Below are 25,447 nucleotides of genomic sequence, written 5' to 3'. Positions count from 1 at the left end.
TCAAATTTTGCCTAAATTTTGTTTTTAATATATTTTGATAAAAATTATTATTTGTTTATTTTCATTAAGTTAATCAAAAAAATATAGTATAAATACTCTAAGCAATCATTTTTTATAACCGCCATAGTTCATTTCTTGGACGAAGTGGAGCATTTACTCTTTTTAAATTTGTGTTACTTTTCCACAACTTTTATTAATATTTATGCAACATTGTCAAGGATGAGCCATGAAGCTTAAGCCAATCTCTATCGCTATTCTTCTTTCTAGCCTGCCTACTTCTCTCGTGTTCGCTGCCGGTTTAGACCGTTCAGGCCAGTCTATTCAGGCTTTTTTACAACCTGGTAACTATGCAGAAGCAGGAATTTCTGTTCTTGATCCAACTGTGAAAGGGACATCTAAAGTATCTGCTTTTGAAGGTGAAAAAATTAACGACATGGGGGAAGATTACTATTTCCCCTCTGCTGCAATTAAAGTTCAAGCAACAGACAAAATTTCTTTAGGCTTGATCTATGATCAACCTTTTGGAGCAGATGCAACATACGCTGAAACTGCTGGTTCTTTTGGTAATGGTGTAGAAGGTACATCAGTTGATGTTGACACACATAATTTAACTGCCCTCATTGGTTATCAACCTACAGAAAACTGGAATTTCTATGCTGGTCCAGTGTGGCAAACTGTTGAGGCTGATATTAAATTACGGGGGGGTGCTTATTCTTTATTAAGTGGCTATAACATTCAGCTTAAACAAGAAGAAGCCTTTGGATGGCTTGCTGGATTTGCTTATCAAATTCCTGAAATTGCATTAAAAGCTTCTGTTACCTATCGTTCAGAAATTAAGCATAAAGCAAAATCTTCTGAACAGTCTGATTTAGCTCTTTTAGGACAACAACTTCCTGATGCAGGTCATCCTTTAAGTCCAGCAAAACCATTATTGGCGACTTTAGGTGAAAGAGAAAGCACTGTTGAGGCGGTTACACCTCAGTCGGTAAATATTGATCTACAGTCAGGTATCGCTCAAAATACTATTGCTTTTGCAAATCTTCGTTGGGTTCATTGGGACCAATTTGCTGTGACACCATCTTTACTCGCTCAAGCGTCAGCCTTGGCAAAAGGAAAAGCACAAAATCTGATCGATTACTCTAATGATCAATGGTCAGCAACAGTCGGTGTAGGTCGCAAATTCAATAATAAATGGTCAGGTTCAGCTTCTGTAGGTTATGACTCAGGTGCAGGCAACCCTGTAACGACTTTAGGTCCGACTGAAGGTTACTGGAATGTAGGCTTAGGTGCTCAATATAGCCCTGCTGAGAATTACTTTATTCAGGCTGGCGTAAAATATTTCTGGTTAGGCGATGCCCAAGCACAAACTGGCGGTACTATTGTAGGTGATTTTGAAGACAACCATGCAATCGGCTATGGTATGAAAATCGGTTACCGTTTCTAATTGCGTTAAAAAATTAGTATTCAACAAGAAAGGGCGCTATAAGCGCCCTTTCTTTTATTATATACACTTAAATATTAAGCTGGAATATCACGTACCGATGCATTACGAATCGCTTCTTTTAACGCATCATAACCACGAATTGGCGGGAATTGCGGGAATTCAGCAATCACATTTTCAGGCGCATCAAATAGGAAGCCATGATCTGCTTCACCCAGCATTGTGGTATCGTTATATGAATCACCGGCTGCAATCACACGGAAATTCAGACCGTGTAATGCTTTCACTGCCTGACGCTTCTGATCTGGCTGGCGAAGTTTATAAGCAGTGATCATGCCCTCTTCATCAGTTTCCAGCTTATGACAGAAAATCGTTGGCCAGCCTAGTTGCTTCATTAGAGGATGAGCAAATTCATAGAAAGTGTCAGACAGAATAATCAGCTGAAAATGAGTACTTACCCATTCTACAAATTCCTTGGCGCCTTCAAATGGCCCCATATCCGCAATCACAGCCTGGATATCATTTAGACCCAAACCATGCTGTTTTAAAATATTCAAACGCTGGGTCATCAACACATCATAGTCAGGAATATCACGTGTCGTTGCTTCGAGCTCTTTAATACCTGTTTTTTTAGCAAAATTGATCCAGATTTCTGGAACCAAAACGCCCTCTAGATCTAGACATACGACTTCCATGAAGCATCCCCTCAGTTGTATTGAAAAAATTTTGCCCTATCATAGCTGAAGAAAAAGATTTTGCACTGTTCTTTTTTAAATCTGTTTTTTTCATAAGTATTTATTTTTTAGTGATAAGTAGCTTTGGGCATTTCTATTAAAATAGAATAAATCTGAAATAAATTCATATAGGCCACGTCATTTCCAAGCCTATGTCGCCAGGACTCATATGACCAAAATCCCCACTATTACTATGGTAGATGCGCTCGCATCTGAATATGCAGATAAATCACCAAGTGAAATTTTAGCGCTTGCTCTCGACCAGGAAGGCGAAATTGCAATTTCATTTTCTGGTGCAGAAGATGTTGTACTGATTGATATGGCATCGCATTTAGGTAAACCTTTCCGGGTATTTAGCCTGGATACAGGGCGTCTGCATGCTGAGACTTATCAATTTATTGAAAAAGTTCGCCAGCACTATAATATTGATATCGAGATCTGTTTCCCAGAAACAGATGCGATTCAACAACTGACGACTGAAAAAGGACTGTTCAGTTTCTACCGTGACGGCCATCAGGAATGTTGCGGAATCCGCAAGGTGCAACCTTTACGCAAAAAACTGGCAACTTTAGATGGCTGGATTACCGGTCAGCGTAAAGACCAAAGTCCGGGAACACGTAATGACATTCCAGTGGTTCAATCTGATGAAGGTTTTTCTGGCCCAGGCAAACAGCTGATTAAATATAATCCCCTTGCTAACTGGTCTAGTGCAGATGTGTGGAATTATATCCGTATGATGGAAATTCCATACAATTCATTGCATGAAAAAGGTTTTATTTCCATTGGCTGTGAACCTTGTACCCGTCCTGTGCTACCAAATCAGCATGAACGTGAAGGACGCTGGTGGTGGGAAGAAGCCACCCATAAAGAATGTGGCTTGCATGCCGGGAACTTGAAAAAATAATCTTAAAAAACCATCCGTTCGTCGGGTGGTTTTTTTGTGAACCAATCGGCTACAGAAAAATCAGTACCTTTATGCGACAAAATCGCTATACTTTGTAATGTGATACCAATAATTCTAACAAGGTTGCTTATACATGAGCAGCTGAAGAAAATGCAGTGAGGCAATCTACGCTATGCGTCCATTACATCCGATTGACTTTATTTTTTTGTCTTTAGAGAAACGGCAGCAGCCTATGCATGTAGGCGGGTTATTTTTGTTTCAAATTCCTGACAATGCACCAGCCTCTTTTATCCAGGATCTGGTGACTGATATTCGTAATTCCAAATCCTCACCGATTCCTCCATTTAATAACTATTTAAACGGTTTATTTTGGGATGAAGATGAAGAGTTTGATTTAGATCATCATTTTCGTCATATTGCCTTACCGAAACCTGGGCGTATCCGCGAGCTGCTGACTTATATTTCCCAAGAACACAGTGCACTGATTGACCGCGCTAAACCTCTATGGACCTGTCATATTATTGAAGGCATTGAAGGCAACCGTTTTGCCATGTACTTCAAGATTCACCATGCGATGGTAGATGGTATTGCAGGCATGCGTCTGGTAGAAAAATCACTTTCTCACGATCCACATGCGAAAAGTATTGTGCCACCTTGGTGTGTAGAAGGCCCACGAGCAAAACGTCTGAAAGCGCCGAAAGTCAGCCGCATGAAGAATGTGTTACAGGCGATTAAAGGCCAGCTGGAATGTACACCACGAGTGGCTTATGAATTATCGCAAACCGTACTAAAAGATATGGGGCGTAACCCGGATTATGTGTCCAGCTTTCAGGCACCAAGTTCTATTTTAAATCAGCGTGTTAGTGCCTCACGTCGTTTCGCAGCCCAATCTTTTGAGTTCTCGCGTCTTCGTCATATTTCTAAAGCGCTGGGCGTGACGATCAACGATATTGTACTAGCAATCTGTTCCGGTGCCTTACGCGAATATTTACTCACACAAAATGCTTTGCCGAAAAAACCATTGATTGCGATGGTGCCCGCTTCTGTACGTAGCGATGACTCCGATGTTTCTAACCGTATTACCATGATTCTGGCAAATCTAGGCACGCATAAGGACGATCCTTTGGAGCGCTTAAAAACGGTACGTCGCAGTGTACTCAGTGCCAAAGAACGCTTTAAGCGCATGAATGCTAATCAGATTCTGAACTATAGTGCCTTTGTCTACGGTCTTGCAGGATTCAATATTGCATCTGGCTTAATGCCAAAACGTCAGGCATTTAACGTGATCATTTCCAATGTCCCTGGTCCTCAGGAACCTCTGTACTGGAATGGTGCACGCTTGGAAGCCTTATATCCGGCTTCGATTGTACTGGATGGACAAGCACTGAATATCACCATGACCAGTTATATGGACAAGCTTGAAGTAGGTCTTACCGCTTGCCGTAATGCTCTACCCAAAATGCAGAACCTGCTGACTCATCTTGAAGAAGAAATTCAGCGTTTCGAACGAATTGTGGATGGTGAACCCGTCCCAAAGTTGAAAGCGGTCAGTTAGCCGCGGACGAATAAAATCTGGCAATGGACTGCAAAAAGTGTGTGAGCACTTTTGCCAATTATTTAGTAAAAAATAAAGGGGCAATTTAAGCCCCTTGATTTTATTCTTTTTACAGTTTGAATGAAATTCATACAACCGCAATCTATTTTGGTTTAATTAACTTTTAATAGTACGACATTGTTTCAATAACTGATGGCAAACAGAGCGAATCATAGAAGCTGTAATCTGAACTTCATTCCCGCGTTCATCCACAATATATCCTGCATGCACAGCCTTTGGTTCTAATACGTGTTTCAAGCTTTTATTGATTACAACTTTACTCATACTCATCATAGACTCCTTTTGCTAAGCCTAGAACTGGGAGAAAGGCTTTGGCTAATTTGATGTTTCTAGTATTGTAAATATCAGTAGAGTTGTAAAATTTCAGATGTAACAAGTGTTTAACGATATTCTGTTACAATTTCAGCTGAGAATGATATCGTATTGCTCTTGCGTGTATAAATTTTCGACCTGGAATTTAATTACACGATTAATAAAGTGTTCCAGATCCGCCACAGCCGGGGCTTCTGCAGTCAACAGCCGATCAATCACTGCCGGATGGGCAACCACAGTAAAGCCACTTTGTGATTCATAAGCGCGAGCATAGCGCAGGATTTCCCGAAAGATTTCGTAACACACTGATTCTGCTGTTTTCACATATCCACGTCCCTGACAGGTCGGACAGGACTCGCATAACAAGTGTTCCAAAGACTCACGGGTACGCTTACGCGTCATCTCCACCAGCCCCAGTTCAGACACCTGGGTGATCTTGGTTTTGGCATGATCACGTTCCAGCATTTTCACAAACTGGTTCATCACTTCTTCACGGTGCTGGGCTTCCTGCATGTCAATGAAGTCAATGATGATAATACCGCCCAGATTACGCAGACGCAGCTGACGTGCAATGACCTGTGTGGCTTCCATATTGGTTTTAAACACCGTATCTTCCAGCGAGCGACCGCCCACATAAGAACCGGTATTAACATCAATGGTGGTCATGGCTTCAGTCTGGTCAATCATCAGATAACCGCCAGACTTTAGTGCGACACGGGTTTGTAAAGCCTTTTGCAGATCTTCTTCGACATTGTACAAATCGAAAATTGGTCGCTCGCCCGGATAATGCAGTAAACGGTCTTTCATATTCGGCACGAACTCATCCACAAACTCTTTCAGCTTGCCGTGGATTTCGCGTGAATCGATATAGATCTTTTCGGTTTCTTCATTGGCCAGGTCACGAATGACACGCTGTGGCAAAGGCAGCTCTTCAAAGATCAATGAAGGCACTGCAATAACTTTTTGTTTGCGCTGGATGTATTCCCACAGTTTGGCTAAGTAAGCCATATCTTGGGCAATCGCCTCTTCTTCAATGCCATCCGCAGCAGTACGGACAATCACGGAGCCAGGCAACTTGTGTTCTGCCTGAATACGCTCAATGATCGAGCGTAAACGATTGCGTTCATCTTCGGATTCAATCCGCTGCGATACGCCAATATGATTGCCATATGGCATCAGGACCAAATAACGTGAAGGAATAGAAAGATCAGTAGATAGACGAGCGCCCTTGGTGCCAAGCATATCTTTCATCACCTGAACGGTAAGAATCAGACCTGGCTGCAACAGCTCAAATACATTCGGCGTTGGCTGGCTACGTGGCCAGACCATGTCATTGATATGCAAAAATGCCGTTCTGGACAGGCCAATATCGACAAAAGCGGCCTGCATGCCCGGCAAGACCCGGACCACTTTTCCTTTATAGATATTCCCGACCAATCCGCGCTTGGCCGTACGCTCGACAAACAGTTCATTCACCGTGCCGTTTTCAATCAACGCCACACGACATTCCATCGGTGTGACGTTAATCAACAACTCGTCAGACATAACAACACTCAAAACATTATAAGAATTCTTTTTCAGCAGTTAATTTAGTGCCTTAACCGTCTGCAATAACTGTACTGTTTCATATAGTGGCAATCCCACTACATTAGAATAACTACCTTCTATTCTTGGAATATAACGCGCTGCAATTCCCTGTATTGCATAGGCACCTGCTTTCCCAAGCGGCTCACCTGTTGCCCAGTAACTTTCCATATCATGGCTATTTAGTGGCTGAAATTCAACCTGTGTACGGACTACTATACTGTATTTTTCTTCTTTTGTGCGGACGCACACCCCAGTATACACATCATGCCATCTTCCTGAAATTTTTTCCCACATTTCAAAGGCATGCTGTTTGGATTCAGGTTTCCCCAAAATCTCATTATTCACACCTAAACTGGTATCCGCAGCAATAATAATAGCATCCGGATACAGCTTGGCTACCGCTTCCGCTTTGACTTGCGCCAGACGTTCGACATAGGCTGCAATGGATTCATTTTCCAGTACAGATTCGTCTACATCTGGGCTACAGATCTCAAAGCTCAGCCCGAGTTGCTGCAAAAGTTCACGGCGTCGAGGGGAACTGGAAGCGAGGATTAAATGCGCCATTTTCTCAAAAAGTAATAAAGCACTGGCCATATGATGACACTAGTCAGCATGGGAATCCAATGTCGTGCAAATGAGAATTGTACGCCGGTCGAAATCTGGGCAAAAAAGATAATCATCAAATGTGCCAGAATCGCAATTGTCGTGATGACCCATAAATTAGCAAAGGTCAGAATACGGCGCTCACGGGTCAGGAAGCGTGCCACAAAAGCAATGATGATAAAGCTGAGTGCATTGAGACCTAAGGGCGCGTCAAGCAGTAAATCAATGAAGATCCCGGTAGCAAATGCAAACCAGATCCCGCACCAGGTCGGCTGACACAATACCCAGAACAGCATGACCATTAACATAAATAATGGACGCCATCCCGAAGTCTCGTAAGACAGTGGATAGACTGAGAGAACGGAAGCCACAATCACTGAAATGACAATAGCAAATAAAGGATCACGATGTGTTTTAGGTCGCATCTTAGCGATTGACATGCGGTTGCTCCATCGCTAATGAGTCAGAGAACAGCACGACGACATGATGACCACCGGCTAACTGTGCCGCTGGAGTAACATCAATCTGGGCAAATTCTCCTGAATTATGCCGTTTCACGTTAGAGACTGTTCCCACCAGATAACCCGCTGGAAAATGCTGTCCCAGGCCTGAACTGTAAACTTTTTCACCGACTTTGATATTGGCGCTGGTCGGTACATATTCCATTTTCAGGCGTCCCAGATCCCCGGTTCCCGAGACAATGGCTCGCATACCGGTATGTTCCAGACGTACCGACAAGGAGTGTTCTTTATCAGAGAGCAGCATGACCCGGCTACTATGCGGATAGACATCAATAATCTGCCCCATAATCCCCATATCATCCAGCACGGTCTGACCGACTTTCAGCTTGTTATTGGAACCACGGTTGATCACGATGATATGGCGTAGCGGATCAGCATCGGTACCAATGACCTCAGCAATTTCCATACGCCCATCAAGAATCAGAGGGGTATCTAAAAGACCGCGCAAACGGGTATTTTCTGCAGAAAGCTCTGCAATTTTTTGTAGGCGAACTTGCGCCTGCAATAGCTCAGCCCGCATCGCGGTGTTCTCACGACGCAGTTGTGCTTCAGATTTGGTTTGTTGATTCAGCCATTCTCGCGACAGTACCGGATAGCTAGCCACGGCATAAATGGGATTATAGGCCGCGTACAAGACATCCCTTGCAGGTTGAACAACATGTGGCATGCGCCAGTCAAAGAATAGCACCACCAGACATGTTATCAGTGCAATGATAAAAGAGCGAAAAGATGGCGGTTGTCGAGAAAACAGATGTGCTTGCACCCGCCGAATCCTTGTCTTAGCCTACAAATAACATGTCATGATTTGGATTGTCGAAGAATTCGAGTACCTTACCACCACCACGAGTCACGCAAGACAGTGGATCTTCAGCAACCACAACAGGCAGACCTGTTTCTTTTGCAAGCAGCTTGTCCAGGTTACGCAGCAATGCACCACCACCTGTCAACACGATCCCGCGTTCAGCGATGTCAGAAGACAGTTCAGGCGGTGTTTGTTCCAATGCAGATTTCACCGCAGACACGATGTTTTGTAGTGGATCAGAGATCGCTTGAGTGACTTCATCTGAGTTCACCACAATCGCGCGAGGCACACCTTCAGCCAAGTTACGGCCACGGACTTCAATTTCCAGCGGTTTTGCACCTTCATCTGGAAGTGCCATGCCAACTTCTTTTTTGATCACTTCAGCTGTGGTTTCACCGATCACGCAACCATGTGCCTTACGTACGTAGTTGATGATCTGTTCATCAAATACATCACCGCCAATACGCAGCGAGTCTGCATATACACAGCCCTGTAATGAAATGACTGCAATCTCAGTTGTACCGCCGCCCACATCAACAACCATCGAACCACACGCCTGCTCAACCGGCATGCCTGCACCAATTGCAGCTGCCATCGGCTCTTCAATCAGACGTACTTCACGCGCACCCGCATTATAAACTGCTTCACGGATCGCACGGCGTTCAACCAGTGTCGATTTACATGGCACGCAAACCACCACGCGTGGCGCTGGCGGGAATAAACGTTTTTCGTGTACCTTACCAATGAACTGATTTAACATGGTTTCGGTCACTTCGAAATCCGCAATCACGCCGTCTTTCATCGGACGGATTGCAGAAATATTTGCTGGGGTACGACCAAGCATTTGTTTCGCGTCAAGACCTACGGCAGCAACAATTTTATGTGAACCACTGTGACGGATGGCTACAACCGTCGGTTCATTTAATATAATGCCTCGTCCTGGCGCATAAATAAGTGTATTTGCAGTACCTAAATCAATAGCGAGATCTGGCGAAAACAAGCCTATTAGTCGTTTTAGAATCACGGGGACGTTCTCAGTTAAACTTTATATGGACGCAAGGTGGCCACTTTAACTAAATGTGATGATTTGGACAAGTCAATCGCTTATCATAACGCATGATAATTTGAATTTTTTTAATACTGATTAGGTAATATTATGTCTACATCGGATGCACAGTCTTCTGCAGATTTAAATGCAGAAACAGTTTCAGCTATTGCCAACCTCGCAAGGTTATCTCTTAATGATACGCAATCTGCTGAATATGCTCAAAGTTTAAATAAAATTTTAGGCATGATGGAAACCCTGAAAGGCATCGATACTGACGGTGTTGAACCACTGAAAAGCCCTTTCGACCACCCACAGCCTTTACGTGAAGATGTCGTGTCGGAAAGCAATCATCGTGAGGAATACCAAGCAGTTGCACCTGCTGTACAGGACGGTTTGTATCTCGTCCCACGCGTGATTGAGTAATTACTACCCAGTTCATTCTTTTTATTAAATTAAACGTAAAGAATTATTTCTCATGACAGATTTACACCGCTTATCCATTCGTGAACTGACTGAAGGTTTGGCAAATGCTCAATTTTCATCCCGCGAATTGACTCAACACTATTTAAAACGCATCGAAAAAATTGATGCACAGGTCAAGGCTTATGTGACCGTGACTGCTGAACAGGCATTGGCTCAAGCTGATGCTGCCGATGCTGCAATCAAAGCAGGCAACGCCACCGCCCTGACTGGTGTGCCCATTGCACATAAAGATATTTTCTGTACCCAAGGCATTAAAACCACTGCCGGTTCTAAAATGCTGGACAATTTTATCTCTCCTTACGACGCGACCGTTGTAGCGAAAGGTAAAGCTGCGGGCTTAGTCACACTTGGTAAAGTGAACATGGACGAATTCGCCATGGGTTCTACTTCCGAGTCTTCTTATTTTGGCGCGACCAAAAACCCTTGGGCACTAGATCACGTTCCAGGCGGTTCTTCAGGTGGTTCTGCTGCGGTTGTGGCTGCTGATCTAGCACCTTTTGCAACCGGTACGGATACCGGTGGTTCAATCCGTCAGCCTGCATCTTTTTGTGGTCTGACTGGTCTGAAACCGACTTATGGCCGTGTATCACGTTTCGGTATGATCGCGTATGCATCATCTTTGGACCAAGGCGGCCCAATGGCACGTTCAGCTGAAGACTGTGCTTACCTGATGAATGTGATGGCCGGTCATGATGCCAAAGACTCAACCTCAATGGACAAAGACGTTGATGACTACGTTGCCAACCTGAACGGGACTTCTGTAAAAGGTCTGCGCATTGGTATTCCAAAACAGTACTTCAATGTTGAAGGTCTGGATGCAGACGTGAAAGCACGTGTTGAAGAATCACTGAAAAAACTGGAAGAAATGGGTGCAACTCTGGTTGAGATTGATCTCAACATGACAGAAGCTTATGTTCCAACTTACTATCTGATCGCACCGGCTGAAGCATCTTCTAACCTGTCTCGTTATGACGGCGTACGTTATGGCTACCGTTGTGAAGAGCCAAAAGATCTTTTAGATCTTTACAAACGCTCTCGTTCAGAAGGCTTTGGTGCTGAAGTTCAACGTCGTATCCTGATTGGTACTTATGCCCTGTCTGCTGGTTATTACGATGCTTATTATGTGAAAGCACAAAAAGTACGTCGTTTAATTCAACAAGATTTCTTGAAAGCATTTGAATCTGTAGACGTCATCGCTGCGCCTTCTGCACCGACTACTGCATATCGTATCGGTGCAAACCTGTCTCCGGTTGAAATGTACTTAGGTGACATCTACACCATCGCGGTAAACCTTGCAGGTCTTCCTGCGATTAACGCGCCTGTTGGTTTTGACAAAGACAACTTACCAGTTGGCTTACAGTTGATTGGTAACTACTGGTCAGAATCTCAATTGTTGTCTGTGGTACACCAGTATCAACAAGCAACAGATTGGCATACTAAACGCGCTGCAATTGCTGAGGAGAATGCATAATGGCTAAAAACGCTGCTAAACCAAAATCTAACCTGATTGACGGTTGGGAAGTCGTTATTGGTATCGAGATTCACACTCAGCTTGCGACTAAATCTAAAATCTTCTCTGGTTCATCAACTGAATTTGGTAATGATCCAAACACTCAGGCGAGCCTTGTAGATTTGGCCATGCCGGGCGTATTGCCAGTATTAAACAAAGAAGTGGTTGATCTTGCGATTCGCTTTGGTTTGGGGATCGATGCTTATATCGATCAGGCTTCTGTATTTGCACGTAAAAACTACTTCTACCCGGATTCTCCAAAAGGCTACCAGATCAGCCAGATGGATAACCCGATCGTGGGCTTAGGTCATATCGACATCCAGCTTGAAGATGGCACAGTTAAACGCATTGGCGTGACTCGTGCGCACCTTGAAGAAGATGCGGGTAAATCAATCCATGACCAGTTTGAAGGTATGTCAGGCATCGACTTAAACCGTGCAGGAACGCCTCTTCTAGAAATTGTATCTGAACCAGATATGCGTTCAGTTGAAGAAGCGGTTGCCTACATCAAAGCAATTCATACGCTGGTTCGCTGGTTAGGTATTTCTGACGGTAACATGGCAGAAGGTTCATTCCGTTGTGACTGTAACGTGTCTTTACGTCGTCCGGGTCAACCGTTTGGTACACGTTGTGAATTGAAAAACCTGAACTCATTCCGTTTCATTGAACAAGCGATCAATGTTGAAATTGAACGTCAAATGGAAATTCTGGAATGGGACGGCACCATTGATCAGGAAACTCGTCTGTTCGATCCTGTGAAGATGGAAACCCGTTCAATGCGTTCTAAGGAAGAAGCGAACGATTACCGCTACTTCCCTGATCCAGATCTGTTGCCTGTGGTGATTCCAGATGCGCAAATCGAAGCGATTAAAGCGCAAATGCCTGAGCTACCTGCGGCACGTCGTGCGCGTTTCGTGGCTGACTTCGGTGTGACTGAGTATGATGCTCACGTACTGACACTGACTCGTGAAATGTCAGAGTTTTACGAAGATGTGGTGAAAGCTGCTGGCGGTGCTGCACAAGGTAAGATTGCGGCAAACTGGGTAATGGGTGAATTCTCAGGTGCTCTAAACAAAGCTGGCCTAGACCTTGCTGATTCTCCTGTGTCGAGTGAGAAACTGGGTGGCATGATCGCACGTATTGTGGACAATACCATCAGCGGTAAGATCGCGAAACAAGTGTTCGGCTTTATGTGGGAAGAAGGCAAAACTGCGGACGAGATTATTGCGGAAAAAGGCTTGAAACAGGAAACTGATACAGGCGCGATTGAAGCGATTATTAAGGAAGTGCTTGCTGCTAACGAGAAGATGGTTGAAGAGTATAAATCTGGTAAAGAGAAAGCTTTCAACGGTCTAGTTGGTCAAGTGATGAAAGCGTCTAAGGGTAAAGCTAACCCAGCACAAGTGAATGAGTTGATGAAGAAATTGATTGGTTGAGAATTGACTAATCAGTTGTTTTCATGAGATAAAAACCTCGCTTAATGCGGGGTTTTTTTATGGACAAGATATTATCTTCAGAACATCTTCAAAATGTTGGTTTTAGTGGTTGGACTGTTAGTTTAATTCTCATTGTTCTTTCTATTTTAGGATGGGGTTACAAAAAATTCAAAAACAGGAAAAGTGCCCAAAGAAGCCGCCTTTATAAAAAGCTTAAACCTTACTGGGATCGGAACTATCAGATCTTTATTGATTATGGTCCTCATGAAAACAATGATGCTTTCTATGATTTAGAGGATAATGCAACAGAAGAATGGCGAAAAAAAGTTAAAGAAATAATGTTGCCTAATCATCAAAAAATTAGGGATATATGCTCTGAAAATCTATTGCTAATGACGCAAGAGGAACGTGACTTATATCATCAATATGAAGATCATGTCACCGATTTTAAATCGTGTCATGAATCAGGTTATTTACCCAATAGAAGATTCCCCCAAGATATAGTCACAATATTTAAGGATTAAATTATGAATTGGTTAGACAGCTTAAAAGCTCATGATAATGTTGAAACCGTTAATAAAGAAGGTAATCTCATTAAAATAACTACGAAAGATAATCGACCTGAACTTTTATCTCTTTCAAACTTTAATGAGAAATTAACGGGCAAAATGCTTCAAACCCTCTTAAAAACTTATAAGTTTGATTTTTTACTGTGCAATAAGAAAAATTTTTTCCTAGATGAGGAGGCTATTCGATTATTAAAACAAAATAATATTAGTTTTGGTACAGGTGGTGATTTATTTAGGTTGTTGAATGATACAGAAACTGCTTATCCAAATTTCATTAACAAAGATTCTGAATACGTCATGAAGAATTTAGGAACAAATTTTAATGTTAAAAGCTATCAACTCACTTCCAACCGAAAAGTTTCCGTTAAACGTCATGATGGTCGAGATATTACCTTTGTATTTATTAATGAATATGCTATTACACAAGAAAGAATAAATGAAATTTATGAGCTTTATGCACCATTTGACTTTGTTCTTGCAGCAAATCCAAACGCCCATTGGAAAGACTACACCTACCGTGGTCAAGAAGTAAAAATTGGATTGTGGGCTGCTCTTTTTTCATTTTTAGCAAATCCAAAGTCATAAGTGCTCGAAATTTCAAATTTAATTAATGAACTTCAAATATTAGAGATTGATTGTGATATCTATTTATTCGGCTCCTACTTGAAGAGTAGCAAGTGGGCTGACCTTGATTTTCTTATAGTTTATAGAACGTACGAAGATATAAAAAAATTGAAGGAAGTCTTTTCAAGACATTTTCAACATACACCTTTAGATCTAAATTTTATGACACAAGAAGAAGAAGGATATTTTAATTTTATTAGTCAAACCAATGCTCAGCAAATTTTTCCTAAAATAAGTCGCAATATCAAAACATGACCATCAAAAAATTATCCTCCATCGCCAAACTCGAAGACTTAGGACGTGTTCTACTTTCAAAGTCCTTCTTTATGCGCGACTTCATGTGTAGCGAAATCACCAACTGGTACGGTGTCCCCAACTTTCCAGACCATCCTGAAAAAGCCATCTACACAGGCACACAACTGTGTGAGCAACTGCTCGAACCATTACAAGAAAAATTCGGACGGATCACCATTCGCTCGGCTTATCGCTCACCGAGTGTCAATCAACTTGGAAATGAAAAAGGACATAACTGCGCAAGCAATGAGAAAAATTTTGCCAGTCATATTTGGGACTATCCCGATGCAAAAGGTTATGGAGCAACGACGTATATCGTCATTCCATCAATTTTAGAACTTTATGAGAAAGACCAAAGCAATTGGAAACAACTTGCTTATTGGATTCATAACCATTTGAACTATAACCATCTGCAATTTTTCCCAAAACTATGTGCTTTCAACATCGGTTGGCATGAACAACCTACTCGGGAAATTTATAGTTATATCCAACCTAAAGGCTATTTATTACGTGGTGAAGCGGTGAATAGTGAGTTTGAGAAGTTTTATCCTGATTTTTTGTAATTCTCCCTCACCCCAACCCTCTCCCTAAGGGAGAGGGAGTATCAAATAATTTCATGACTGCATTAATTTAATAGTGAATAATCCCCTCTCCTTTTAGGAGAGGGTTAGGGAGAGGTATTTCTAAAATGAAGCACTAGAGAGGCTTAGAGAAAGGTTAAATTCATGCTATAAAATCAAAAACAAACCGAAGAAAAATAAAAACATGCCAAATTATATTATTTTGCTTAGTATTATCCTGATCATTCTTGTGTTTATCATTGGCACATATCAGTCAAGAAGACATAAATCTATCAAATCACGTACACTCACAGCCAGAGAAAGCAAATTTGCCAATCTTTCCGATGGTATCGAGCTAATTTTCACACCCATTTTCTGGATCATTAAACTCATGATCGGGATATTCAAATCATAAAGCTGTTGTTAACGATTTTTTTGAATTTGATCATAAAATCGTGTCTGTCCCATATTGAAAATCACTCAACAGGAATACAATCTGCACATTCTCCCATCCCGCCCTTACCATGTCGAAAAACCTCGCTACGCTGATTGGCTTAAGTGCCATTTTACAGTGGTCATCTATCGTGGGATTACTCAAAAAAATCAGTTTTAGTATTGGACCTGATCTGGCTGTACTTATGATGTATAGCTTAAGCACCCTGCTCTTACTGGCTGTTTTTGGCGTTCCCAAACTCAAAACCATACCCAAGTTCTATCTGCTCAGTGCAGCTGCATTATTTCTGGTGTATGAAATCTGCTTTGCCTATGCCGTAGCACTTGCACAAACTGCACAGCAAGCCATTGAAATTAGTTTAGTGAATTATCTGTGGCCGAGTATGACCATCGCCATGCTGATTTTATTTCATGAACTAAAATTTCACAGCTTGGTGGTGGTGGGGCTCAGTATTAGTCTGGCAGGTATTTTTTATATCCAGACGGGTAACGGCGATATTCATTTAGCAACCGTCATTCATAACATGCAAGCCAATCCAACCAGTTACATATTGGCATTTATTGGAGCGAGTTTATGGTCAATGTATTGTGTATTTACCAAAAAATACAGCCAAGGACATAACCCGATCGTGTTCTTTTTCGCGATGGTAAGTGTGGTTCTCTGGAGCAAGACGCTGCTGTTAGATCACGAACAACTGCCACAACTTCTTAATATTGACTTGAATATTATGCTGTATATGTTGCTGGTTTCGGTCGTAACTGGCTTGGGTTATGCAGCCTGGAATATCGGGATTAACCAGGGCAATATCGCGATGCTGGTCGCGTTATCATATTTTAGCCCGATCTTTTCGTCTATCATTTCGATGTGGGTACTGAATACCAGTCTATCCCACACCTTTTGGATCGGTACGATGATGGTTACCTTAGGTTCATTTATTTGCTGGCTGTCGACCAACTGGGATGAAATTCGGGACCGACTGTTTCCAGGCAAGCTCTATAAAACTTAAACCACATTTTTGCGGTTTAAGTTTGGCTGCATCTGCAATCCATTAACGGGTGATGCCTAGTTTATTCCACACGTCAGGGGTCAAAAACGTCGTGACCAGTTTGCTCATATCGATATATTTGAGTACACCATTCAGCTGACTTTTGATTTCCGGATTTTTCAGTATTTCCTGACCTGTGACCTGCCCAAGCTCCTGGAAACTTTCACCCACTGCTTGTACTCCTTCAGCCTGAATCACCGCTTTGGTTTGGGTTGGACATTGCTCAACCAGAATCCGCTGTAAAACTGTCGCTAAATTTCTGTCGAGTGTTTCCTTTTGAGTTGCAGTAACATTGCTAAAAGCTTTTAGATCGGGATGATTACCCAATGCCACAAAGGTCCATTGCAAGACTGTGGCTTTATCGGTGGCCGTCGTGGATTTCATTAAACAGTCACTGAGCTGATCAACTGTTGGGCCGGCTGTCGCAACTTGAGTTGCACCCAGCAATGCTGTAGTCATAAAGACTGCCCGAAGACCCGATAAAGCTTTGAATCCCATATTCCTTTCCTTTTTCACCCGTTCAAACTGCTTGAACAATGCAGTTTCTTTGTAGCATGTAAAAGATTAGAAAACCTGTAGAACTCTGTAACCTGAGAGATAAAAAAAAGTCCCGACATCAGTCAGGATTTTTGGAATCAAATGAGGAAATCAGACTTACCAGATTTTTACCCGTTTATCTTCTTCCAGATACATTGGATCTTCTTGCTTGACGCTAAAAGCTTCATAGAAAGGTTTCTGGTTAAGTAAAGTGGCTCGGCCACGAATGGCTGCTGGTGAATGCGGGTCTGTTTTTAACAGCTGCAATGCCAGTTCCGGACGAACTTTGGCACGCCATGCCTGTGTCCAACCAATATAGAAACGCTGATCTCCGGTATATCCATCAATCACCGGTGCAGACTTGCCATTCAGTGAAAGTTTATAAGCCTCATAGGCAATCGCCAGACCTGAGTTATCCGCAATATTTTCACCTAAGGTCAGTTCGCCATTGACGTGATAGCCCGGTATCGCTTCATAAGCATTATATTGCTCAACCAGAGCTTTGGTTTTTTCCTTGAATTTTTTATCGTCTTCTTCGGTCCACCAGTTTTTCATGTTGCCATCTGCATCAAAGCGGCTACCCTGATCATCAAAACCATGACTGATTTCATGCCCGATCACTGCCCCGATTGCGCCATAGTTCACGGCATCATCAGCATTCATATCGAAGAATGGCGGCTGTAAAATAGCAGCAGGGAAAACAATTTCATTGCCCATCGGGTTGTAATAAGCATTTACCGTTTGCGGCAGCATATGCCATTCTTCACGATCAACCGGTTTCCCCAACTTATCCAGCGCAATGTCATAATTGAAACTGTTGGTACGACGCAGATTACCAATCAGGTCGCCATCTTTAATTTCCAGCTTGCTATAGTCACGCCATTTATTTGGATAGCCAATTTTTACTCTAAAGCTTTTCAGCTTACGGTGTGCCTGTGCTTTGGTTTCTGCACCCATCCAGTCCAGTTTTTCCAGATTCTGTTCAAATGCCAGCAACAGGTTTTCTACCAGTTTTTCCATACGCTGTTTCTGTTCAGGCTGGAAATGTTTTGCGACATAGACTTGTGCCAGACTTTCACCGAGTACGGCATTAGTCATATCAACCCCACGTTTCCAGCGTACCCGTTGCTCGGTCACACCGCGTAAGGTTTTGCTGTACATTTCAAAGTTTGCATCAGCAAATTCCTGGCTTAAGTAAGGTGCAGCGCCATCAATCAGATGGAATTTGAAATAGGTTTGCCATACATCGAGGGGTGTGCTGCTTAAAATCTTGTTTAAATCTTCAAAATAACTTTTTTGCGCCACAATCACAGTTTTGGTTTTTTTATCTAAACCCGTCGCTTTAAAATAGGTTTTCCAGTCAAATTCTGGCACCAGGCTTTTGACGTCTTTTAATGTATAGACGTTATACATTTTTTCGAGATTACGGTTCTGCACATTATCCCACTGAATTTTGGCAATTTCAGTTTCTAAGTTCAGGATAGATTGTGCATGTGCAGCCGCATCTGCTTCTGTTTCACCCGAGAGCGTCAACAGCTTAGCAATATGTTTAACATAAGTTTCACGGGCACTTTTCAGTTTTTCATCGTCTTTTAAATAGTAGTCACGATCCGGTAAACCTAAACCACTTTGACCCAAAAACACCGCCATTTGATCAGACTTTTTCAAGTCAGGAATCACGCCAAATTCAAAAGGTGTACTGACACGGTTTTTTGCATAGTCTGCAAGCAACAAAGTGAAATCTTTTTTGCTTTTCATGGCATCAATTTTGGCGATATCTGCTTTTAGCGGCTGGATACCTTTTGCATTTAAAGTTTCCGTATCCATAAAGCTGGCATATAAGCTCCCCACTTTCTGCTCATTGCTGCCATAATCCGATTTGGTTTTCGCCAGCTCTTCTACAATGTCATGTAATTGCTGGGTCGAGTTTTCACGCAAAATCGTGAATGCGCCCCAGTTTGGCATATCAGCCGGGATTTCCTCATGCTCTAACCAGTGCCCATTTACATGCTGATAGAAGTCCTGTTGTGGTGCGATTGTTTTATCAAAATGTTGAAGATGAATCCCCGAGCCAAGTGCTGCAATAGCGGTTTGATCTGAAGCATAATTTGCAGAGGAAACGGCTAATAAAGCACTTACCAATGCGGTTTTTAGAAAAATTTTCAAAGCTTGCTATCCTCGCGCTTCACTGCGCAGTTGAATTTATCAATACGTGTTGACCTGATAATCAAACACTTAAATCTTTATAAGCAGCATATATGCCAATTTTTAAACTGGTCTTGGCTCTGCCTGCTGGTCGTTTAGATAAAAAAATAGGCCTGTCTCTTTTCAGATAAACAGACCTGTTTTTTAAAACTTGTTACCAGATGGAGATTCGTTTTTCAGGTGATAAATACATCTTGTCCCCTTCTTTAATCCCAAAAGCTTCATAGAAACTTTGCTGATTACGGACAGCGCCATTGCCACGTACATGACCGGGTGCATGGTTGGCAAGGTTTAGGCTATTTAACAGATATTCAGGATTACTTTTGCTACGCCAGACTTGTGCCCAACCCATATAAAAACGCTGATCTCCACTAAAGCCATCAATGACGGGTGCTGGCTGACCCTTGAGTGATAACTTGTAGGCCATATGAGCGATCCCTAAGCCTAGGTTGTCAGAGATATTTTCACTTTTATTTAATTCCGCATTCACCTTATGCCCTGGCAGAGCTTCATATTGTTTATATTGCTCGACTAAGGCTTTGGTGCGTTCATTGAACTTCTTTCGGTCGCGCTCGTTCCAGGTTTCTTCACCCTTGCCTTTGGCATCAAAGCGGCTTCCTCTATCGTCAAAACCGTGGCTAATTTCATGTGCGATAACAGCCCCGATGGCACCATAATTCACTGCAGGATCATGACTATCATCATAATAAAATGGTGCCTGCCAGATGGCCGCAGGTAATACGATTTCATTCAGCTTGACGTTATAGTAAGCATTGGCTGTTTGTGGCGACATGTGCCAGGCTTCTGGATCGATCGGTTCTCCCACCTTATCCAGTTCACGCTGGTAATTGAACAGCCGGGTCCGCTGGATATTCCCAATCAGATCATCCTTACGAATCTCTAGGGCTGAATAATCTCGCCATGTTTTCGGATAGCCTATTTTGATATTGATGCTATCCAGTTTATGCCGCACTTGTTTTTTGGTATCCGAACCCATCCAGTCTGCCTGATCCAGTTTCAGATGAAAGGCTTTACGGACGTTTTCTACCATTTCCAGCATCGCTGGGCGCTGGCTTTCATTAAAGTGCTTTTCTACATAGAGCTTGCCAAGCACATTGCCTAAAATACCGTTAGTTAGCTTCAAGGCAGACTCATTCCGTGGAGAACGTGCTTGTACACCCTCTAGTGTTTTGTCATAAAATTCAAAATGATGATTTTGAAAAACTTCTGTTAAAAATGGCGAATAACTATTGATCAGGTTGAATTTCAAATAGGTTTGCCAGGTTTCAATTGGAACAACCTTCCATAACTGATCCAGCTGACGCAAATAATTAATCTGCGAGATCGCAACCTCTTTTCTTGCACCTTTTAAACCCAGTTCTGAGAAATAATTCATCCAGTCAAAAGAAGGCATATATTTAATAATATTTTTAATTTCAATGAGATAGGTTCTCACCTCATCATTGCGCAGCTCCACAGCGGACCAGCTAATTTTTGCCAGTGCCTTTTCCAAAGCCAGGATAGTGCGAGCATCTTCAATCGGCTTAGGCTGACCGGCAAAATTCAGGGTATTGGCGATATAAAGCAGATAAGTATTGCGAATTTCCTGTTGTCGAGGCTGCTCACTCAGGTAAAAATCACGATCAGGCATTCCCAAACCACCTTGCCCTACATACATCATCGCCTTGGAAGAAGCTTTACGGTCCTGATAAAAACGGGTAGAGAATGGCAAATTCAGATTGATTTTTTCCGCATAGGCAAAAAACTCTGCCAGATCTTTTTTGGTCTTGATACTTTCAATCCGCTGCAGGTCTTGTTGCAATGCCTCAAGCCCAAGTTGTTCCAGCCGATCGGTATCCATATAACTGGCATAGAGATCTGCGACCTTTTGTTCATTGCTACCTTGCGGATACTGTTTTTTAGCCAGCTCATTAAAAATGTCAAATAACTGCTGGGTTGATTTCATACTCACTTCAGCAAATGCACCCGACAATGCCTGATCTTCTGGAATCTTTGCGGTTTTCAGCCAGTTTCCATTCACGAATTGATAAAAATCCTGCTTTGGATCAACCGTCCGATCAATCGCATTCAGATCAATTGCCGATTTTAATGAAGTTGTACTCACTGCATAACTCACAGACGAATGTAGAAATGCACCCACAAGAATCAAATGACTTAAAATATGTTTTCTCAAGCGATAAATCTCATTATTGTGTATGTTAAAAATCAATTAGTTTTTCTTGCTCAGTCCATAAGCACAAAACTGATAATTTTTAAGCAAAAGATATACCAATAATTTCTAGAATATGCCGTTGAATGGGCTTGTATTTAACAAGAGAGATAGAAGAGAAAATCTGAGATGGCGATGGGAGATTCACTCTGAAATAAGGTTCAATTTGCAACCTAATAATAATTAATTTTTATTCCTATCAACAGAATAACTATTTATCTTTTATCATTGATCTTCAAAAGAAAAATATTATTTTTAAGTTCTGCTATGCTTAAGAAATACTTTTTTAAATATCACCAATACTTAAAGTAGATGACTTTTCATGTGCATCTACTTTGCCAAATAAATGATCAAACTGAATGTGAAAACAATAGACTTATTTTAACTGCCGCAACTGATTCTTTGCCCCAGTATGGTTATAGTTGGTGGCCAGATTCTGCAGTACTCGTTTGGCCTGAACCTTGGAATTTGGAATACGGTTGGCATAGACTGGAATACTGCTTAAACAGCGTGCCACTAACATGCCCGATTCAGTATAGACACGTGTTCCTTCTGTACCCTGTAATTTGCCATAGTTATAGGCACGCTGGGCATTATTACAGGCATTGTTCAGGTTCTTACCGCTATTGATATCACGGCGTGCAGCTACATACAGTTTCATCTGCTGCTGTTGTGGCGTTTCGATACTACTTGTACGAGCAGCGGGAACAGCAATCACTGCCGGTTCAACAGCAGGGATTTTTATCTCTTTCTTATCGGCTTCTTTTTTATCTACCTCCTTTTTCTCATCTTTGACTGAGGTTTTGGCCGCATTCTTTTCAGCAATTTTATTAGACTTAGCCGTAGCCTTATGGCCCTGATAGAAATGACGCGCTTCAGCCGAGCTTTGAAGTTTGCTCAGGATCCGGACTACACGGGTAGTATTATTTTTTTCTGGCTGACGTTCAGAAATCGGCTCAATAGAAACAATCCAGTTTTGCCCTTGAGGCATCGTACATTGATAAGCACCAATGCCTTGGGTGACATAACGGTTTTTGCTTAGACGGTTTTTCTGGGCAGAATCTTTTACTGAAGCCAACTGGCTTTTGTATAACAGAGAAAACTTGCCGCCCCGTTCATGACAGTACTGGCTTAAAGTGGTTCGTGGATAGAGGGATTGTGGCTCTAAATGCTGCTTGGATTTTTCCCATGAATAAACATATTCTTTTGCCGAACCGTCAGCCTGATTCAGGTTTCTTTTAACGATCAGTTCTTGAGGACTTGCATAAGGATGCTGCATATCTGATTTCATTTGCTGAATACTGTTACATCCAGCCAGACTTGCTACACATATTGTTGGAATTATTAATTTTAGCTTCACTGCTTATCTCCCCCAGGCCTCTATAACATATAGCAAATGTGCTAAAACAACAATCTCAACAGATTGATAAATATAAAAATATAGCGAGACCTATCACTAAAAATAGGAAATAGAATGCCTAATCCATCTAGCTTATAGCCGGATAAATTGATCGAATTAACATTCTCCAAGCCAGTAAATACGCTGGATTATTCGCCAATTAGAAGATAGAGCAGTAGAAAAAAAGATATAAAAAAACCGAAGAAACAGATCAGTTCTCCGGTTACTCATTCAACAAAAATTAGAGATATTATTATCATGGATGATAACGGCAATTATGCTCTCTATCGCTGACTGAATGAGATTATAGTTTGAATAATTTCCTTTACGTACACTAATTGTTTTTATACGCCATATTGTTAGAAATTAAACACCACCCTGGCTGGCTTTTAAAATTCTAGACAAGAAAAAATAGCTTGAATACCCTAATATTGGGATGTTTGGGTACCACTCATCCTATTTTTTTCGCACCTCTACAGATCGTAATTTTCAATTTGATTTTGAATAAAAATTAATCAATAAAAAAGCCAGACCTATGATGGTCTGGCTTTTAAAATTGTCGATAAATATAAGAAAAAATTAATCGAGATGGGATTCAAATGCTTTCAAACGTTTATAGATAGAGAGCAGTTCAATAATTGTAGGCCAAGATAAAATCAGGTACTGGAACGATTCACGAACCTTACCAAAAACATTCAGGATCTGCATCATTAAACCCAGTGTAATCGCACCCGCGGCAATACTTGGAAACAAAATAAATAATCCGTAAATATTATCCAATTGCAGATACCAGATGCGGACCATATTGAAATAGGCATAGTGGAAATATAGGCGGAAATAATTCTTACGGACCCGGCTAAACAGTTCTTGCAAGGTGAGCGGGTGAGCACGATCGGCATAATCTTCACCATAAACCAGTTCTTTACGATAAGCCGCTTCTACTTTCTGATTATTGAACTCCAGCCCAGGTAGTTTCATCCCGACAATCATTAAAATCACGGTACCCAGAACTGCCCATCCGATCGACGCCCACATTAATGCATGCGGTATTTCACCGACAATCGGCAGTACTTTTACATGACTCGATAACTCATACAGAATTGGCAGGAATGCCATTAATAGCATCAGAGATTCAATGAGCGAAACACTGAGCTGTTCCGTAGTCTTGGCAAAGCGCATGGTATCTTCCTGAATACGCTGTGACGCCCCTTCAATATGACGCAGCTTTTCCCAATGCGCCGTATAGTAGTCATTCATTGCCGTACGCCAGCGAAATACATAATGACTAACAAAGAACAGGTTAAACACCGCCAGCGTGACATAGACCATGGCAATATAAATAAAGGTCAATGCACCTTGATATAAGAGACTGACATCTCCGCCCCCTTGGGTGAGCATATTCTGGATCTGGTCATAGAACGGGCTATACCATTCATTTAAGACGACATTAACCTGCACCCCAAACCAGATATTGAACAGGATAAAGGCCGAGCCCCACACGGACCAGCGCTGCCAAGGATGTTTCGCTTTGAAATACCAGAAGGTAGCGAATATCGTAGTACTCGCAAAAAACCAGAGATAGAACCAGAGAAATTTTGGCGTCCAGAAACGGCTGATTCCTATCGGCATTTTAAGATCATGATAACCTTCAGTCATACCTAAATAGACACCCCAGCCTGATCCACCACTATGCCAAAGGCCAAGATTGATCAGAAACCACAGCACCAGACTACTAAAAAACCACACTGGTTGTGGAAAAAATGACTTAAACATTGGGGCTTAATTCTCCTTATAGATGTACGGGTCATCCAAATGACGCACAGTTTATTCTTATTTTCAGACTTTCAACGAACTGCAGCATAAATTTGCAATTCAATGTAAAAAATTACATACAAACACAAAATCGCTAAAGCCAAATTGATATCAGATTATATGATTCTTGCTTTAATATTAGCGCATAACTTACGCAATATAATGGAGAAGATCATGACTGGCCTGTCAAAAAGTGACAAGCAGATATTGCGCTAGATTTACTATTTGGCGCCGTTTGTCTCTTTCTCTTCTTTTCGTCGGTAAATAGATTAAAAATGTTCGAGTTTAAGAAATACAAATCGTTTGAAAATTAAATCTTAATCTCTACTCCTTTAATTTACTGGCTTAAGCGCTTTTTAAGAAAAATTGACCGACTTGTTGACTTATGTCTCGGTTTTTCAAAAATTAGTTAAATTTGCAAAAATCATGTTAAGATTAAAAAACAGCGAAGTATCAATATTTGGGAATAAAAATATGGAAAGTTCAGTGATTGAATTACTTAAGCCAGTGACCTTGGAAAAGGAAAACTGTCACCCGATTATTTTTGAAGCTGGTACTGTTTTAAAAGTTGTGATGCAAACCCCTACCAGTCTTTTGGTCAGTAATGATGATGACTTTAACTTTACTATTCCATTGAAAGATGAGAACGATGTCTGGAGAGAGCTATAAGCACTCGGCCTTCTTCTTCATAGGGTTATGTCTACCTAGTCTCTCAACGATAT

Annotated in this window: 24 protein-coding genes; 12 read left to right on the top strand and 12 right to left on the bottom strand. The window is 41.8% G+C overall.

Annotated features, from left to right (window positions below):
• Positions 1–226: 226 nt before the first annotated feature.
• A complete protein-coding gene (locus FTV31_RS07720) occupies positions 227–1,444 on the top strand; it encodes an OmpP1/FadL family transporter (protein WP_180014056.1) in 1,218 nt (405 codons plus the stop codon).
• A 74-nt stretch (positions 1,445–1,518) separates the two neighbouring features.
• Here the strand turns inward: FTV31_RS07720 and thrH are convergent, their stop codons facing one another.
• On the bottom strand, positions 1,519–2,136 hold the full coding sequence (gene thrH, locus FTV31_RS07715) for a bifunctional phosphoserine phosphatase/homoserine phosphotransferase ThrH (protein ID WP_179993412.1): 618 nt from the start codon (positions 2,134–2,136) through the stop codon (positions 1,519–1,521).
• A gap of 208 nt (positions 2,137–2,344) precedes the next feature.
• Between thrH and FTV31_RS07710 the strand changes: the two genes are divergently transcribed.
• Complete coding sequence (locus FTV31_RS07710) at positions 2,345–3,079, top strand: phosphoadenylyl-sulfate reductase (protein WP_180014054.1); 735 nt, start codon at positions 2,345–2,347, stop codon at positions 3,077–3,079.
• A gap of 172 nt (positions 3,080–3,251) precedes the next feature.
• Positions 3,252–4,634 (top strand): wax ester/triacylglycerol synthase family O-acyltransferase, encoded by a 1,383-nt coding sequence (locus FTV31_RS07705; RefSeq protein WP_180014052.1) that lies wholly within the window; start codon positions 3,252–3,254, stop codon positions 4,632–4,634.
• A 156-nt stretch (positions 4,635–4,790) separates the two neighbouring features.
• On the opposite strand, the gene FTV31_RS07700 is transcribed toward FTV31_RS07705, so the two are convergent.
• The 6 genes from FTV31_RS07700 to FTV31_RS07675 form a co-directional block, all read right to left on the bottom strand.
• The gene (locus FTV31_RS07700) at positions 4,791–4,964 is read right to left on the bottom strand and encodes a PA1571 family protein (protein ID WP_004783090.1); all 174 of its coding nucleotides are present in this window, start codon (positions 4,962–4,964) and stop codon (positions 4,791–4,793) included.
• Positions 4,965–5,096: 132 nt separating this feature from the next.
• Positions 5,097–6,551, bottom strand: a complete 1,455-nt coding sequence (gene rng, locus FTV31_RS07695; RefSeq protein ID WP_034703386.1) for a ribonuclease G — start codon at positions 6,549–6,551, stop codon at positions 5,097–5,099.
• 39 nt (positions 6,552–6,590) lie between these two features.
• Positions 6,591–7,157, bottom strand: a complete 567-nt coding sequence (locus tag FTV31_RS07690) for a Maf family nucleotide pyrophosphatase (RefSeq protein ID WP_180002471.1) — start codon at positions 7,155–7,157, stop codon at positions 6,591–6,593.
• On the bottom strand, positions 7,145–7,636 hold the full coding sequence (gene mreD, locus FTV31_RS07685) for a rod shape-determining protein MreD (protein ID WP_004783095.1): 492 nt from the start codon (positions 7,634–7,636) through the stop codon (positions 7,145–7,147). Before mreD ends, FTV31_RS07690 begins: the two co-directional genes overlap by 13 nt.
• Entirely contained in the window at positions 7,623–8,480 is an 858-nt protein-coding gene (mreC, locus tag FTV31_RS07680) for a rod shape-determining protein MreC (RefSeq protein ID WP_004783097.1), read from the bottom strand. The genes mreD and mreC overlap by 14 nt, the downstream gene beginning before the upstream one ends.
• Positions 8,481–8,496: 16 nt before the next feature.
• Positions 8,497–9,543, bottom strand: a complete 1,047-nt coding sequence (locus FTV31_RS07675) for a rod shape-determining protein (RefSeq protein ID WP_005234480.1) — start codon at positions 9,541–9,543, stop codon at positions 8,497–8,499.
• 132 nt (positions 9,544–9,675) lie between these two features.
• Between FTV31_RS07675 and gatC the strand changes: the two genes are divergently transcribed.
• The 8 genes from gatC (at position 9,676) to yddG (ending at position 16,503) form a co-directional block, all read left to right on the top strand.
• On the top strand, positions 9,676–9,990 hold the full coding sequence (gene gatC, locus FTV31_RS07670; protein ID WP_005234479.1) for an Asp-tRNA(Asn)/Glu-tRNA(Gln) amidotransferase subunit GatC: 315 nt from the start codon (positions 9,676–9,678) through the stop codon (positions 9,988–9,990).
• A 52-nt stretch (positions 9,991–10,042) separates the two neighbouring features.
• Positions 10,043–11,521 carry an Asp-tRNA(Asn)/Glu-tRNA(Gln) amidotransferase subunit GatA gene (gatA, locus tag FTV31_RS07665; protein WP_004783101.1) on the top strand — a complete coding sequence of 493 codons (1,479 nt, stop codon included), beginning with the start codon at positions 10,043–10,045 and terminating at the stop codon, positions 11,519–11,521.
• On the top strand, positions 11,521–12,996 hold the full coding sequence (gatB, locus tag FTV31_RS07660; protein ID WP_180014051.1) for an Asp-tRNA(Asn)/Glu-tRNA(Gln) amidotransferase subunit GatB: 1,476 nt from the start codon (positions 11,521–11,523) through the stop codon (positions 12,994–12,996). Before gatA ends, gatB begins: the two co-directional genes overlap by 1 nt.
• A 59-nt stretch (positions 12,997–13,055) precedes the next feature.
• The gene (locus FTV31_RS07655) at positions 13,056–13,520 is read left to right on the top strand and encodes a hypothetical protein (RefSeq protein WP_180014049.1); all 465 of its coding nucleotides are present in this window, start codon (positions 13,056–13,058) and stop codon (positions 13,518–13,520) included.
• 3 nt (positions 13,521–13,523) lie between these two features.
• Positions 13,524–14,150, top strand: a complete 627-nt coding sequence (locus FTV31_RS07650; protein WP_180014048.1) for a hypothetical protein — start codon at positions 13,524–13,526, stop codon at positions 14,148–14,150.
• Entirely contained in the window at positions 14,151–14,444 is a 294-nt protein-coding gene (locus FTV31_RS17570; RefSeq protein ID WP_180014046.1) for a nucleotidyltransferase domain-containing protein, read from the top strand.
• Complete coding sequence (locus FTV31_RS07640) at positions 14,441–15,046, top strand: hypothetical protein (protein WP_180014044.1); 606 nt, start codon at positions 14,441–14,443, stop codon at positions 15,044–15,046. The genes FTV31_RS17570 and FTV31_RS07640 overlap by 4 nt, the downstream gene beginning before the upstream one ends.
• A gap of 521 nt (positions 15,047–15,567) precedes the next feature.
• Positions 15,568–16,503 carry an aromatic amino acid DMT transporter YddG gene (gene yddG / locus FTV31_RS07635; RefSeq protein WP_180014042.1) on the top strand — a complete coding sequence of 312 codons (936 nt, stop codon included), beginning with the start codon at positions 15,568–15,570 and terminating at the stop codon, positions 16,501–16,503.
• A gap of 42 nt (positions 16,504–16,545) precedes the next feature.
• Here yddG and FTV31_RS07630 read toward each other — a convergent pair whose 3' ends face one another.
• The 5 genes from FTV31_RS07630 to sbmA form a co-directional block, all read right to left on the bottom strand.
• Entirely contained in the window at positions 16,546–17,040 is a 495-nt protein-coding gene (locus FTV31_RS07630) for a hypothetical protein (protein WP_180014040.1), read from the bottom strand.
• Positions 17,041–17,196: 156 nt separating this feature from the next.
• Positions 17,197–19,245, bottom strand: a complete 2,049-nt coding sequence (locus FTV31_RS07625; RefSeq protein ID WP_180014038.1) for a M13 family metallopeptidase — start codon at positions 19,243–19,245, stop codon at positions 17,197–17,199.
• A 193-nt stretch (positions 19,246–19,438) separates the two neighbouring features.
• Positions 19,439–21,409 (bottom strand): M13 family metallopeptidase, encoded by a 1,971-nt coding sequence (locus tag FTV31_RS07620; RefSeq protein WP_373686980.1) that lies wholly within the window; start codon positions 21,407–21,409, stop codon positions 19,439–19,441.
• A gap of 481 nt (positions 21,410–21,890) precedes the next feature.
• Positions 21,891–22,874 carry a hypothetical protein gene (locus FTV31_RS07615; RefSeq protein ID WP_180014034.1) on the bottom strand — a complete coding sequence of 328 codons (984 nt, stop codon included), beginning with the start codon at positions 22,872–22,874 and terminating at the stop codon, positions 21,891–21,893.
• A gap of 618 nt (positions 22,875–23,492) precedes the next feature.
• Complete coding sequence (gene sbmA / locus FTV31_RS07610) at positions 23,493–24,686, bottom strand: peptide antibiotic transporter SbmA (RefSeq protein WP_180014032.1); 1,194 nt, start codon at positions 24,684–24,686, stop codon at positions 23,493–23,495.
• Positions 24,687–25,199: 513 nt separating this feature from the next.
• On the opposite strand from sbmA, the gene FTV31_RS07605 reads away from it, so the two are divergent.
• Positions 25,200–25,394: a hypothetical protein gene (locus tag FTV31_RS07605; protein ID WP_004783113.1), complete on the top strand. Its 195-nt coding sequence runs from the start codon at positions 25,200–25,202 to the stop codon at positions 25,392–25,394.
• Positions 25,395–25,447: the final 53 nt, after the last annotated feature.

The organism is Acinetobacter sp. YH16031, assembly GCF_013417335.1.
Classification (GTDB): Bacteria; Pseudomonadota; Gammaproteobacteria; order Pseudomonadales; family Moraxellaceae; genus Acinetobacter.
The sequence above is the reverse complement of the archived record's forward strand: the minus strand, read 5'-3'. Positions and strand labels throughout refer to the sequence as shown.